General features: G+C 69.9%; 13 protein-coding genes. 2 read left to right on the top strand and 11 right to left on the bottom strand.

What is annotated here, in order from left to right; translation table 11 throughout:
• The first annotated feature begins 108 nt into the window (after positions 1-108).
• A complete protein-coding gene (locus tag ACZ7L7_RS20550) occupies positions 109-798 on the top strand; it encodes an LAETG motif-containing sortase-dependent surface protein (protein ID WP_472076744.1) in 690 nt (229 codons plus the stop codon).
• A 26-nt stretch (positions 799-824) separates the two neighbouring features.
• Here the strand turns inward: ACZ7L7_RS20550 and ACZ7L7_RS20545 are convergent, their stop codons facing one another.
• The 10 genes from ACZ7L7_RS20545 to rpsB form a co-directional block, all read right to left on the bottom strand.
• Entirely contained in the window at positions 825-1,622 is a 798-nt protein-coding gene (locus ACZ7L7_RS20545) for a maleylpyruvate isomerase family mycothiol-dependent enzyme (protein WP_285513678.1), read from the bottom strand.
• A gap of 15 nt (positions 1,623-1,637) precedes the next feature.
• A complete protein-coding gene (locus tag ACZ7L7_RS20540; protein ID WP_472076742.1) occupies positions 1,638-2,666 on the bottom strand; it encodes an ABC transporter ATP-binding protein in 1,029 nt (342 codons plus the stop codon).
• The gene (locus tag ACZ7L7_RS20535; protein ID WP_453604388.1) at positions 2,666-4,330 is read right to left on the bottom strand and encodes an ABC transporter permease; all 1,665 of its coding nucleotides are present in this window, start codon (positions 4,328-4,330) and stop codon (positions 2,666-2,668) included. The genes ACZ7L7_RS20540 and ACZ7L7_RS20535 overlap by 1 nt, the downstream gene beginning before the upstream one ends.
• Positions 4,306-5,394 (bottom strand): thiamine ABC transporter substrate-binding protein, encoded by a 1,089-nt coding sequence (locus ACZ7L7_RS20530; protein WP_285513675.1) that lies wholly within the window; start codon positions 5,392-5,394, stop codon positions 4,306-4,308. Before ACZ7L7_RS20530 ends, ACZ7L7_RS20535 begins: the two co-directional genes overlap by 25 nt.
• A 213-nt stretch (positions 5,395-5,607) precedes the next feature.
• A complete protein-coding gene (rlmN, locus tag ACZ7L7_RS20525; protein WP_285513674.1) occupies positions 5,608-6,714 on the bottom strand; it encodes a dual-specificity RNA methyltransferase RlmN in 1,107 nt (368 codons plus the stop codon).
• Positions 6,715-6,826: 112 nt separating this feature from the next.
• Positions 6,827-7,963: a phosphatidate cytidylyltransferase gene (locus ACZ7L7_RS20520; protein WP_285513673.1), complete on the bottom strand. Its 1,137-nt coding sequence runs from the start codon at positions 7,961-7,963 to the stop codon at positions 6,827-6,829.
• Entirely contained in the window at positions 7,963-8,520 is a 558-nt protein-coding gene (gene frr, locus ACZ7L7_RS20515) for a ribosome recycling factor (RefSeq protein ID WP_014675285.1), read from the bottom strand. The genes ACZ7L7_RS20520 and frr overlap by 1 nt, the downstream gene beginning before the upstream one ends.
• A 145-nt stretch (positions 8,521-8,665) precedes the next feature.
• Positions 8,666-9,424: a UMP kinase gene (gene pyrH, locus ACZ7L7_RS20510; protein ID WP_093719084.1), complete on the bottom strand. Its 759-nt coding sequence runs from the start codon at positions 9,422-9,424 to the stop codon at positions 8,666-8,668.
• Positions 9,425-9,606: 182 nt separating this feature from the next.
• Positions 9,607-10,443, bottom strand: coding sequence for a translation elongation factor Ts (gene tsf / locus ACZ7L7_RS20505; RefSeq protein WP_285513672.1), 837 nt, complete (start codon positions 10,441-10,443; stop codon positions 9,607-9,609).
• A gap of 133 nt (positions 10,444-10,576) precedes the next feature.
• Positions 10,577-11,446, bottom strand: coding sequence for a 30S ribosomal protein S2 (gene rpsB, locus ACZ7L7_RS20500; protein WP_093719086.1), 870 nt, complete (start codon positions 11,444-11,446; stop codon positions 10,577-10,579).
• Between the two features lie 272 nt (positions 11,447-11,718).
• Here rpsB and ACZ7L7_RS20495 point away from each other — a divergent pair, with 272 nt between their 5' ends.
• Positions 11,719-12,246, top strand: coding sequence for a M23 family metallopeptidase (locus ACZ7L7_RS20495; RefSeq protein ID WP_285513671.1), 528 nt, complete (start codon positions 11,719-11,721; stop codon positions 12,244-12,246).
• Between the two features lie 53 nt (positions 12,247-12,299).
• Here ACZ7L7_RS20495 and ACZ7L7_RS20490 read toward each other — a convergent pair whose 3' ends face one another.
• Positions 12,300-12,857, bottom strand: a complete 558-nt coding sequence (locus ACZ7L7_RS20490; protein ID WP_285513749.1) for a TetR/AcrR family transcriptional regulator — start codon at positions 12,855-12,857, stop codon at positions 12,300-12,302.
• Positions 12,858-12,874 lie beyond the last annotated feature (17 nt).

The following is a 12,874-nucleotide window of genomic DNA, read 5'->3' as shown; positions in this document are numbered from 1 at the left end:
ACACTACTTACGCGGCACTTATAAACCTGTGAGACTCCTGGGAGTGGAGTTGCCCCGCGGCTCCACTCCTCAAACCCCCCTCATCTGCGCAACATGTGAAGGACCAACGTGGCAGTCCTGTCCATATCCCGCCGTACCGTCGCCCGCTCCGCACGTGCGCTCGGCCTCGCCTCCGCCTCGGCGGCGCTCGTGCTCAGCGCGACCGGCAGCGCGTTCGCGTGCGACATCAAGGATTTCTCCGCCGAGGCCAAGTGTGACGGCGACAAGGGCGTCATCACCGTCACCGACGTGGACCCGGGCGGTGTCCCGGCCACGGTCACCGTCTTCCTCCAGAACAACGGCGCCGACCTGAAGAAGGTCGGCGAGCAGGTGGTGAAGGGCTCCGCCGAGGGCGTGACCATCACCTTCGAGGAGGACTGGAAGCCCAACGCCGAGTACCGCATCCACGTCAAGGCCGCGGACCTGGTCGACGAGGACATCAAGCCGAACCTGACGACCCCGTCGACCGCGTGCAAGAAGGAGGAGACCCCGACCCCGTCGGACAGCGCGACCCCGACGCCGTCGGAGTCCACCCCGGCCGAGGAGGAGTCCTCCCCGGCTCCGGAGCCGTCCGAGGAGACCAGCACCACCCCCGCGGACACCTCCAGCAACGCCCCGTCCCCGGCCGGTGAGTCCAACCTCGCCGAGACCGGTGCCAACTCCAACACCGGTCTGATCGCGGGCATCGCCATCGCCCTGGTCGCGGCCGGCGGCGGCGCGGTCTTCTTCGGCCTGCGCAAGCGCAGCAGCACCCGCTGACGCCCGGAGCGGGCCATCGCACGGGGTTACCCGAAGGTGGCCCGCTCCAGCCAGAACTCCAGCAGCTCCCGCTCGCCCAGGATCTCCAACTCGGCGCTGTCCAGCGGCAGACGACGGTAGAAGGCGAGCAGTACGGCGGTCAGCGGTCCGCGCAGCGCGACGTCCGCCTTCTCATGGCCCCGGCGCCACCGCACCCCGTCCTCGGCGAGCTCGATCACCCACTCCGCGTTCAACTCCGGCGCGCCGTCGGTGGCGTGCAGATGGATGGTACGGCCGGTGCCGCGCAACTCCCGTGCCGAGTCCTCCGGTTGGCTCCGCTGCACGAACTCCACGATTTCCAGCCATTCGTCGATCGCGTCGGCGGCCACTTCCGGCGCGACCTCGTACGGCAGCCCGGCGGCGAGCGTGGCGTCCGCGCGGTGGATGGTGATCTCGTGGGTCATACGGCGGGCCCAGAACCCGGCGGTGTGGGTCTCGGCCCAGCTCCAGGCCTTCGCGTCCGGGCCTGCGGCGCGCAGGGTGTCGACGAGCATCCGGCCGGTCTCGGCGAGCCAGGCGTCCAGCGCGGCGGCGTCCCCCTTCGTGTCGGGCCCGCCGATGTGCGGCACCTTGTCCTCGGGGATGTCGTCCCCGGCCCGGGTGCGCACCAGCAGCTCCGACCAGCGGAAGGCGCCGCCGTTGTGCCGTACCAGGTCCTCCAGGGACCAGTCCGGGCAGGTCGGGACGGTGCGGGAGAGGTCGGTGCCGGAGGTCACCACGGCCCTCAACTGCTGGACCTGGCGGTCGATTTCATCGCAGTAGCGATCGTGCGCGAGAAGCGTCATTCGCACACCTTAAGATCACTCCGCGCGATCGAGCACCACGATTTCCGTCGCGTCGAACTCCACTCCGACCTCGTCCCCGACCTCCGGCGCCTCCCTGAGCGCACACGCGGCCTCCAGCCGGGGCGCGTCCTCGGGCTGGAGGTGTACGGCGACATGGGTGCCCTTGAAGGTGCGGGCGGCCACCGTGCAGCGCAGGCCCTGGTCGGCGGCGACCAGGCGGACCCCGGCGGGCCGGACGAGGAGGGTGCGGGGGCCCTCGGGGGTGCCCTCCGGTACGGGAAGCTTGCCCCAGCGGGTGGCGGCGGCTTCGCCGGCGACCGTCGCGGCGATGACGTTGTCGAAGCCGAGGAAGCGGGCCACGAACTCGTCCGCCGGGCGCTGCCACACCTCCAGGGGCGTCCCGGTCTGGGCGATCCGCCCGTCCCGCATCACCACGACCCGGTCGGCCAGCGCGAACGCTTCCCCCTGGTCATGCGTCACCGCCAGCACAGTCGTGCCCAACTCGCTGAACAGCTCCCGCAGTTCCACCACGAGCCGCTCCCGCAGCGAGCGGTCGAGCTGGCCGAGCGGCTCGTCGAGCATCAGCAGCCGGGGCCGGGGCGCCAGCGCCCGCGCGAGCGCCACCCGCTGCTGCTCCCCGCCGGAGAGCGCGCCCACGGCCCGGCGAGCGGCCCCGGGCAGCCCGACGAGATCCAGCAACTCCTGGACTCTGGCGGCCTGTTCCGCCTTCCCCGCGCCGTGCATGCGCAGCCCGAAGGCGACGTTGCCGCCGACATCCCGCTGCGGGAAGAGCTGGTGGTCCTGGAACATCAGCCCCACGCCGCGCCGGTGCGCGGGGATGCCGCGCTGGTCGCACCCGTCGAGCGACACCCGCCCGGCGTCCAGCGGCTGGAGCCCGGCGACCGCCCTGAGCAGGGTCGACTTGCCGCTGCCGCTCGGCCCGAGGACGCACACCACCTCGTGCTCGGCCACCGACAGATCGACCGCGTCGAGGACGGCCCGGCCACCGAACCGCACGGTGGCGTTCTCCAGGCTCAGCAGCATCAGAACTCCCCCGTCCGGTCGGTCCGCAGCCGCTCCAGCACCAGCAGCGCCACCGCGCACACCACCATCAGAATCGTCGAAAGGGCCATCGCCTGGCCGTAGTTGAGCTCGCCGGGCCGCCCCAGCAGCCGGGCCACCGCGACCGGCAGCGTCGGATTGTCCGGCCGCGCGATGAACACCGTCGCCCCGAACTCCCCGAGCGACACCGCGAAGGCGAACCCAGCCGCGATCAGCAGCGCCCGCCGCACCAGCGGCAGATCCACCTCCCGCCACACCCGCCACGGCGAGGCTCCCAGCACCGCCGCCGCCTCCCGCAGCCGCTGGTCGACGGCCCGCAGCACGGGCAGCATGGTCCGTACGACGAAAGGGACCCCGACCAGCGCCTGGGCCAGCGGCACCAGAATCCAGCTGGCCCGCAGATCCAGCGGCGGCTCGTCCAGGGCGATCAGGAACCCGAACCCGACGGTCACCGCGGACACCCCGAGCGGCAGCATCAGCAGCGCGTCGAAGCCGCGTACGAACCGTCCGGCGTCGCGCCGGGTGAGCGCGGCGGCGGCCAGTCCTCCGACGAGTACGGCGATGGCGGTGGCGACGACCGCGTAGGACAGGGAGTTGCCGATCGCGTCGATCGGCGGGACCAGGAAGATTCCGCTGTCGTCGCTGGTCAGCTCGCGGTAGTAGGCGAAGTCGGGGGCGCCGAAGGAGCGCTGCACCAGCACCGCGAGCGGCAGGACGAGCAGTACGGCGATGGTGGTGAGGACCCCGGCCAGCAGGGCCCACTGTCCGGCGCCGCGCGGACGGCGGGCGGTCTGTGCCGGGTCCACGAGCCGCAGCGCCGCCTCCCGGCGCCGTACCGTCCAGGCGTGCAGGGCGAGGATGGCGCCGACGGCCGCGAACTGGATGAGGGTGAGGACCGCGGCCGTGGAGAGGTCGAAGATCTCCGAGGTCTGGCGGTAGATCTCCACTTCGAGCGTGGAGAAGGTGGGCCCGCCGAGGATCTGCACGACACCGAAAGAGGTGAAGGTGAACAGGAAGACCATCAGGGTGGCGGCGGCCACGGCCGGACCGAGGGCGGGCAGAGTCACCTTCCGCCAGGCCGTCCAGCGGGACGCCCCGAGCATCCGGGCCGCCTCCTCCTGCCGCGGGTCGAGTTGCGCCCACAGGCCGCCGACGGTGCGTACGACGACGGCGTAGTTGAAGAAGACGTGCGCCAGCAGGATCGCCCACACGGTGGTGTCCAGCCGCAGCCCCCACAGCTCGTCGAGCAGCCCGCGCCGCCCGACCAGCGCCATGAAGGCCGTACCGACCACGACGGTCGGCAGCACGAACGGCACTGTCACGACGGCCCGCAGCACCTGCTTGCCCGGGAACTCGTAGCGGGCGAAGACATACGCGCCGGGCAGCGCGACCAGCAGGGTGAGCGCGGTGGAGGCGAGGGCCTGCCAGGTGGTGAACCACAGCACGTGCCGGATGTCGCTCTGCCCGAGCACATCCAGGATCCGGCCGAACTGCCAGACCCCGTCCACCTTGAGGCCGCGCGCGAGGATCGCGGCGACCGGGTAGGCGAAGAAGACGCCGAAGAACGCGACGGGCAGGGCCAGCAGACCCAGCCGCGCCGCGTGCCTCCGCGCCGGGCGGCCTACTTCAGTACGAGCGAGGTCCACGACTTGACCCAGTCGTCGCGGTTGTCGGCGATCTTCTCGGGGGCCATGGTCCGCGGGTCCTTCGCCTGGGGCCCGTACTTCACGAACTCCTCGGGCACCTCGGCGCCCTCGGTCACCGGGTAGACGAACATGTTGAGCGGCATGTCCTCCTGGAAGGTCTTGCCGACCAGGAAGTCCAGCAGCGCCTTGCCGCCCTCGGGGTTCTTGGCGTTGCTCAGCAGTCCGGCGTACTCGATCTGCCGGAAGCAGGTGCCCTCGGCGACGCCGGTGGGCGCGGTCTTCGGCTTCGGGTCACCGAAGATCACCTCGGCGGGCGGCGAGGAGGCGTAGGAGACGACCAGCGGCCGGTCCGCCTTCGCGGCCTTTCCGCCGGCGGAGCCGGAGAACTCCTCGTTGTAGGCCTGGTCCCAGCCGTCGACCACCTTCACGCCGTTGGCCTTGAGCTTCTCCCAGTAGTCCTGCCAGCCGTCGTCGCCGTACTGCGCGGCGGTACCGAGCAGGAAGCCGAGGCCCGGCGAGGAGGTGGAGGCGTTCTCGGTGACGAGGAGGTTCTTGTACTCGGGCTTGATCAGGTCGTCGAAGCTGGAGGGCGGCGTGAGCTTGTGATCGGCGAAGTACTTCTTGTCGTAGTTGACGCAGATGTCGCCGGTGTCGATGGGCGTAACCCGGTGCTTACCGCCGTCCACCCGGTACTGAGGCAGAATCCGCTCGGCCCCCTTGACCTCGTACGGCTGGAAGAGCCCGTTGTCGAGGGCGCGGGAGAGAAGGGTGTTGTCGACGCCGAAGAAGACGTCGCCCTGCGGGTTGTCCTTGGTGAGGATGGCCTTGTTGACGGCCTGCCCGGCGTCGCCGTCCTCCAGGACCTTCACCTTGTACCCGGACTGCTTCTCGAACGCGGCGATGACGTCCTTGGAGGCGGCCCAGGAGCCATGGCTGACCAGGGTGACGTTCTTGGACGTGCCGCCGCCGCTGCCGCCGTCCTCGGACCCGCAGGCGGCGAGGGCGGGCAGGGCGACGAGCCCCAGCCCCACGGCCAAGGCAAGGACCTTCTTCTTGCTATGCACTGATTCCTCCTGGAGTGACCAGGAAGAGACGCGGCCCTGCTCCGGACCGAGTGGGTTCCGGAGCAGGGCGCAACAGCTTGAGTGACGACCGATCTCCCTACCCAGAATGACCTGGGCGAGGTTCAGAGGGTCTGCGGACTCTCCCGCACTCTCAGCGCTGTGGCGCTCCCCTGTCGGAATATGAAGATGTACGTACGGATGTACGGGCTCAGACTACCGCTCGGTGGCCGCGAGCTGACCACACGCCCCGTCGATCTCCTGACCACGGGTGTCCCGGACCGTCACCGGCACACCATGGGCGGCGATGGCCTCCACGAACGCCTTCTCGTCCTCGGGCCGCGAGGCGGTCCACTTCGACCCCGGGGTCGGGTTGAGCGGAATGAGGTTGACATGCACAGGCTTGCCCTTGAGCAGCCGCCCGAGCCGGTCACCTCGCCAGGCCTGGTCATTGATGTCCCGGATCAGCGCGTACTCGATCGACAGCCGCCGCCCCGACTTGGCCACGTACTCGAACCCGGCGTCCAGCACCTCGCGCACCTTCCACCGCGTATTGACGGGCACGAGGGTGTCGCGCAGCTCGTCGTCGGGGGCGTGCAGCGAGATGGCCAGCCGGCACTTGAACCCTTCATCGGCGAACCGGTGAATAGCGGGCACAAGCCCGACAGTGGAGACGGTGATCCCGCGCTGCGAAAGCCCCAGCCCATCGGGCTCGGGATCGGTGAGCCGCCGAATGGCCCCGACAACGCGGTTGTAGTTGGCGAGCGGCTCGCCCATCCCCATGAAAACGATGTTGGAAAGCCGAGCAGGCCCCCCAGGCACCTCCCCGTCCCGGAGCGCCCGCATCCCATCCACGATCTGATGCACGATCTCAGCGGTGGACAGATTCCGATCAAGCCCCGCCTGCCCAGTGGCACAGAAGGGACAGTTCATCCCACACCCGGCCTGCGAGCTGATGCACATGGTCACCCGGTCCGGGTACCGCATCAGCACCGACTCCACGAGCGTCCCGTCGAACAGCCGCCACAGCGTCTTACGGGTGGTCCCCTGGTCGGTCGACAGATGCCGCACGACCGTCATCAGCTCGGGAAACAACTCCTCCCGCAACTTCCCACGCGCCCCGGCAGGGATGTCCGTCCACTGCTCGGGGTCGTGCGTGTACCGCGCGAAGTAGTGCTGCGACAGCTGCTTGGCACGAAACGGCTTCTCCCCGACCGCCGCGACAGCGTCCTTGCGCTCAGCAGGCGACAGATCGGCAAGATGCCGCGGCGGCTTCTTGGCTCCGCGCGGCGCTACGAATGTGAGTTCTCCGGGCTTCGGCATAACCCATCCAGTGTCGCAGATCGTTCCGGGTAGCCGGTCCCGCCGGATTTCCCGCCCCCGAACACGAACGGGCCCCCGCCGAAGCGGAGGCCCGTTCGGGATCACAAGCCCGTCAGCCCGACCCCACGAACAGCACCAGCAGGAGCCACACCACCGGTGCCGTCGGCAGGAGGGAGTCCAGGCGGTCCATGATGCCGCCGTGGCCGGGGAGGAGGGTGCCCATGTCCTTGATGCCCAGGTCGCGTTTGATCATGGACTCGCCGAGGTCGCCGAGCGTGGCGCTCGCCGCGACCGCGAGGCCCAGGAGCAGGCCTTGCCACCAGGAGCCGTCGTCGATCAGGAACTGCATGCACAGGGCGCCCGCGACCATGGCGAAGGAGACCGCTCCCAGCAGGCCCTCGCGGGTCTTGCCGGGGCTGATGCGCGGGGCGAGCTTGTGCTTGCCGAAGCGCCAGCCGACGGCGTACGCGCCCGTGTCGCTGACGACCGTCAGCACCAGGAAGGTCAGGACGCGCCAGGCGCCGTCGTCCGCCGCCAGCATCATCACGACGAACGTCGCCAGGAACGGGACGTAGAACGCCGCGAAGACACCCGCCGTGACGTCCTTGAGGTAGCCCTCCGGCGGCTCGGCCATGCGCCAGACCAGGACGGCCAGCGCGGTGAGCGCCATCGCCACCCAGGCTCCCTCGGCGCCCCGGACGTACCCGGCGATCACCATGGCGGCGCCGCCGAGGGCGAGCGGGACGAGGGGTGCCTTGATCGCCTTGCGTTCCTGAAGGCGTGTGGTCAGCTCCCACAGGCCCACGACGACGGCGACCACGACCACACCGACGAACACGGCCTTCACCACGAACAGCGAGGCCACGATCACCGCGCCGAGACCGACGCCGACCCCTATGGCCGCGCCCAGGTCACGTCCCGCGCTCTTCTTCTGCGGGCGCGGCGCCGGCTGCGGGGCGTCGGGCATGGGCTCCGGATTCTGCGGCGCGGTCCGAGGGGCCTGCGCCTGCGGCGTCTCGTCGCGGAACAAGGGGCCGCTCAGCCGAGCAGCCCCCCGGTCGTCATCCTGGTCTCCGCCATACGCGGGTACGTCGGGCACGATGGGCATGGGGCGAGTGTGCTGCGCCTCAGGCGCATCGTACGCGGGACCCGCCGGGGCAGCCCCCTGGACAGGCCCCTGGTCGGACGGTCCCCAGTACCCGGGATGTGGCCCGGAGTGTGGCGGAGCGCCCCAGGAAGAGTCGTTCATCAGACCTCGAGCAGCTCCGCTTCCTTGTGCTTCAGGAGCTCGTCCACCTGCGCGACGTACTTCGCGGTGGTGTCGTCGAGCTCCTTCTCCGCACGGCGGCCCTCGTCCTCGCCGACCTCGCCGTCCTTGATCAGCTTGTCGATGGCGTCCTTGGCCTTGCGGCGGACGGAGCGGATGGACACCTTGGCGTCCTCGCCCTTGCCCTTGGCGACCTTGATGTACTCGCGGCGGCGCTCCTCGGTCAGCTCGGGGAACACCACACGGATGATGTTGCCGTCGTTGCTGGGGTTGACGCCCAGGTCGGAGTCGCGGATCGCCTGCTCGATGTTGCGCAGCGCGCTCTTGTCGAACGGGGTCACGACGGCCATGCGCGGCTCCGGCACGGAGAACGAGGCCAACTGGTTGATCGGCGTCGGCGCGCCGTAGTAGTCGGCCACGATCTTGTTGAACATCGCCGGGTGCGCACGGCCGGTGCGGATCGCGGCGAAGTCCTCCTTGGCGACCACGACGGCCTTCTCCATCTTCTCCTCGGCTTCGAGGAGGGTCTCTTCGATCACCACTTGCTCCTGCGTGTCTTGAGTAGGCCCGGCTGCGGTTCCTTGCGAGGGGGCGGCGGCCGGCTGCGTCGCGTCTTCTTCCTGCACGGTTCCCGACCGTTGGACCATTGTCCATCCCCCGGTCAGGGTCCGAAGGTGTTGCCTGTCAGTCCCTGCTGCCCTGGTCACCCACAAGCGTGCCGATCTTCTCACCCTTGACGGCGCGGGCGATATTGCCCTCCGCCAGAAGCTCGAACACCAGGATCGGGAGCTTGTTGTCACGGCACAGCGTGATGGCGGTGGCGTCGGCGACCTTGAGGTCCCGGGTGATGACCTCGCCGTAGCCGAGGGAGTCGAACTTGACCGCGTCCGGGTTGGCCTTGGGGTCGGAGTCGTAGACGCCGTCCACGCCGTTCTTGCCCATCAGCAGCGCCTCGGCGTCGATCTCCAGGGCGCGCTGGGCCGCGGTCGTGTCGGTGGAGAAGTACGGCATGCCCATACCGGCGCCGAAGATGACCACACGGCCCTTCTCCAGGTGGCGCACGGCGCGCAGCGGGATGTACGGCTCGGCGACCTGGCCCATGGTGATGGCGGTCTGGACCCGGCTGTCGATGCCCTCCTTCTCCAGGAAGTCCTGGAGGGCGAGGCAGTTCATCACGGTGCCGAGCATGCCCATGTAGTCGGAGCGGGCGCGGTCCATGCCGCGCTGCTGGAGTTCGGCGCCGCGGAAGAAGTTGCCGCCGCCGATGACGACCGCGATCTGCGCGCCGTCCCGGACGACGGCCGCGATCTCGCGGGCGATCTTGTGCACCACGTCAGGGTCCACGCCCAGGCCCCCACCGCCGGAGAAGGCCTCTCCGGACAGCTTCAGCAGAAACCGGCCGTGTACTTTGCCGTCGTCGCTCTTCTGGGCCTTGGTGGTCATGGAGATCCCGCCTCTTTCACGTGTTGCACATACGAAGAAGGCCATTGCCGGTGGGGTGTTGGCATCCCATGCGCGGCAATGGCCTCCTCGTCAGATCTGCTGTCGTCCGTCACGCCGGTGACGGCGTACCGGGACGACTGCTGTCGACCCTATCGGGGTCGCGCGTCGATCGCGGTACGGACTCAGATGCCGACCTTGATGCGCGTGAAGCGCTTCAGGGTGACACCGGCCTCCTGCAGGACCTTCTCGACCGACTTCTTGTTGTCGAGGGCGTAGGGCTGGCCCAGCAGCGTGGCGTCCTTGAAGAAGCCGTTGAGGCGACCCTCGACGATCTTCGGCAGGGCGGCCTCGGGCTTGCCCTCGGCGCGGGTGGTCTCCTCGGCGACGCGGCGCTCGGACTCGACGACCTCGGCCGGGACGTCGTCCTTGGAGAGGTACTTCGGCGCGAACGCGGCAATGTGCTGGGCAACGCCCTTGGCCAGGTCGGCGTCGGCCTTGTCCAGCTCGACCAGGACACCGATCTGTGGGGGCAGGTCGGGCATGGTGCGGTGCATGTAGGCGTAGACGAAACCGTCGGCGAACTGCGCGAAGCGGTCCAGGACGATCTTCTCGCCGAGGTTGGCGTTGGCCTCGTCCACGAACGCCTGGACGGTCTTGCCGGCCTCGATCTCGGAGGCGAGCAGGGCGTCGATGTCGGCCGGGGAGGTCTTGGCGACGTGCTCGGCGATGGCGGCGGCGACGGCCTGGAACTTCTCGCCCTTGGCGACGAAGTCCGTCTCGCACTTCAGCTCGACCAGGACACCGGAGGTGTTGTCGTCGGCGATGAGGGAGACCACGGCGCCGTTCTCGGCGGAGCGGCCCTCGCGCTTGGCGACGCCCTTCTGGCCCTTGATGCGCAGCGCCTCGACGGCCTTGTCAACGTTGCCGTCGGCCTCGTCCAGCGCCTTCTTGCAGTCCATCATGCCGGCGCCGGTGAGCTCACGGAGCTTCTTGACGTCGGCGGCGGTGTAGTTCGCCATGAGTCGTTGAGTCTTTCTCGAAGTCGGGAGATCTACCCGGTCCGAGCCCCACACGTAGATGCGGATCTCGGACCTACGGGTGAACGGCGGGGGCGTTCAGGATGTCGCCGCCCCCGCCGTCAACGCTGACTGATCAGGCGTCGGTGGCCGGAGCCTCGGCCGCGGGGGCCTCGGCGGCCGGCGCCTCGGCGGCAGGGGCCTGCTCGGCGGCGGGGGCCTCGTCGGCCTTCTTCTCGCCCTCCAGCAGGTCGCGCTCCCACTCGGCGAGCGGCTCGCCCGCGGCCTTCTCGCCCTTCTCGCCGGTGGCGACGCCGGAACGGGCGATGAGGCCCTCGGCGACGGCGTCAGCGATCACACGGGTGAGCAGGGTGACGGAGCGGATCGCGTCGTCGTTGCCCGGGATCTTGTAGTCGACCTCGTCGGGGTCGCAGTTGGTGTCGAGGATCGCGACGACCGGGATGTTCAGCTTCCGGGCCTCACCAACGGCGATGTGCTCCTTCTTGGTGTCCACGATCCAGACGGCGCTGGGCACCTTCTGCATCTCGCGGATACCGCCGAGGGTCTTCTCCAGCTTGGCCTTCTCGCGGGAGAGGACCAGGAGCTCCTTCTTGGTCAGACCGGAGGCCGCGACGTCCTCGAAGTCGATCTGCTCAAGCTCCTTCAGGCGCTGCAGACGCTTGTAGACGGTCGAGAAGTTGGTGAGCATGCCGCCCAGCCAGCGCTGGTTGACGTAGGGCATGCCGACGCGGGTGGCCTGCTCGGCGATGGCCTCCTGCGCCTGCTTCTTCGTGCCGACGAACATGACCGTGCCGCCGTGGGCGACGGTCTCCTTGACGAACTCGTAGGCGCGGTCGATGTACGACAGCGACTGGAGCAGGTCGATGATGTAGATGCCGTTGCGCTCGGTGAAGATGAAGCGCTTCATCTTCGGGTTCCAACGACGGGTCTGGTGACCGAAGTGGACGCCGCTCTCCAGCAGCTCCCGCATCGTGACGACGGCCATGGCCGTATCTCCTTGAATTTCTCGGTTGTGCCGCGGGTGCCGGACGGCTCCCGCGCCTGACGCCCCGAATGCGCCGTGCCACGAAGGACCGAGGAGCGCTGACCCGGGTCGTTTTGTCGACCTGAGTCGGGGCGTGCGAAGTCGACCCGGTGACCCGGATCGCCATGAGAAGTGTACGGGACCGGGAAGGTCCCGGGTGACGCCGCTGTCCACAAGCCGCCGGTCGTCCACAGATCGCGCCAAGATCGGCGGGGCGCGGGGAGCCTGGGCGGATGCGAGCGAAACGATGCGCGGTGCTGCTGGTACTGGCCGTAGTGGCCCTGTTCTGCCCCCGTGCCGAACCTCCTCTGTCCCCCGCGGCGGCGGTGTCCGCCGCGCCCTGGCCGGTGCCCGGGGCCACGGTGCTGCGCGGCTGGGAGCCCCCGCCGACGCCGTACGCCCGGGGCCACCGGGGGGTGGATCTCGCGGCACTGGTGGGCACGCCGGTACGGGCGGTGCGGGCGGGCCGGGTCTTCTTCGCGGGGCGGGTGGCGGGGCGGGGCGTGGTCTCCGTGGAGCACCCGGGGACGGGGAGCCCACCACTGCGGACGACGTACACGCCGATGGATCCGCGGGTGGAGAAGGGGGCGGAGGTCAGGGCCGGTGAGGTGATCGGCACGGTCGGCACCGGGCCGCCGCACTGCGCGGTGTCCTGTCTTCACTGGGGCCTACGACGCGGAGAGACCTACCTGAACCCGCTGACCTTGCTGTACAGGGGCCCGTCGAGGCTGCTGCCCGTCCTTGGGGTGCCGCTGCCGTAGGGGCTTGGCCCCGAGCGGGGCTCGTGTCGTAGGGGCTCGGTACCGAGCGGGGCTCAGCCCCGCACTCCCCGCAGTGCCATGGAGACCGCCGCCTCCGTGATGGCCTCCGGCTCCTCCGCCGCGCCCAGCTCGATCCGGCGCACCGCCGCGTCCACGACGCCCTGGAGCAGCATCGCCGCCAGCCGGGGCTCGGCGTGGCCCATCTCCCGCAGGGCTTCGGCGATCATCGTGACGAGCCCGCCGTGCGCGGCGCGGATCTTCTCCCGGGCGCCGGCGTCCAGCTCGCTCGCGGAGATGGCGACCACGGCCCGGTGCCGCCGGTCACCGACCAGCGCGAGCTGGGTGCGCACATACGCCTCGATCGTGGCCTCGGCCCCGTCCGCGGCGGCCATCGCCGCCTCGACCTCGGCCGCCCAGACCGGGAAGTCGACCGCGCACAGCTCCTCGACCACGGCGGCCCGTGACCGGAAGTACTCGTACACGGACGACCGCGCGAGGCCCGTCCGCTCGGCCAGCGCCGGGAACGTCAGCGCCTCCGTACCGCCCTCGGAAAGCAGGGAGCGAGCCGCGTCCAGCAGGGCGGCTCGCTGCATCGACCTGTGCTCGGCCACGGAGGCCGCTCGAATCC

The organism is Streptomyces sp. NPDC110618 (assembly GCF_055657065.1).
This window is presented reverse-complemented; position numbering and strand designations above follow the sequence as displayed.